We start from the raw sequence: 660 nt of genomic DNA, 5'->3' as shown, positions 1-660 counted from the left end.
CTGCCACAATGCTCATTTCAGCTTGTTGTAAACGATATTTAGCTCTGCCAGAAGAGGGTTTTGCCAAGTGAGCTTCACTCGATTTAGGTTTTAAATGGGAAGCTTTAGTTGTATTTGTTGTTAAGTTTAGCGAACTTCCCTGACGTAAATGGTTTACATCGCCTTGAATAAAAGCATGTCGATTTTGAGCTTGGATATCTCTCATGACTTTAGCTACAGGTTGTTTAGTTTGTGCTGCAATACGATTGGCAATACTCCATAAAGACTCGTTACGTTGTACGATATATTTACCTGTAGGTGCCGGGCCTTTATAAGTGCTAATTTTTTGCTTTTTCGACGCATTTTTACTTAATACATTTTTTTGTTGAGCAGTTTTAGATTGCGCTGCTTTTTTGACGGTAGTTGTTTGATTGCCACCACTTGATGTGAGTGAAGTCGATGGTTGTTTCTCTACAGCCGATGATTCGATATTCATTGTAGCTATAGTTGGCTGAGGTGTTTGAGTCGAAGGTTTTTCGGGAAAAGGAGCCACAGGAGCAGGGCTAGAACTAGTCAAAGCTGGAGCAGTACCAGTGCTAATATTTAGATTATGTTCATTACCTGTGGTTTCAGCCACGTTTGATGTATTTTCAGTAGGTGTGTACTGAGTACTTTCAGGTA

At 39.8% G+C, this 660-nt stretch carries 1 protein-coding gene; it reads right to left on the bottom strand.

Features of this window, described 5'->3' with window-relative positions:
* The coding region (locus tag F7Q96_RS26460; protein WP_211923533.1) for a type IV pilus assembly protein FimV at positions 1-660 on the bottom strand (660 nt) is incomplete at both ends.

This window comes from Cupriavidus gilardii, assembly GCF_008801915.1.
GTDB lineage: Bacteria > Pseudomonadota > Gammaproteobacteria > Burkholderiales > Burkholderiaceae > Cupriavidus > Cupriavidus gilardii.
The sequence above is the reverse complement of the archived record's forward strand: the minus strand, read 5'-3'. Positions and strand labels throughout refer to the sequence as shown.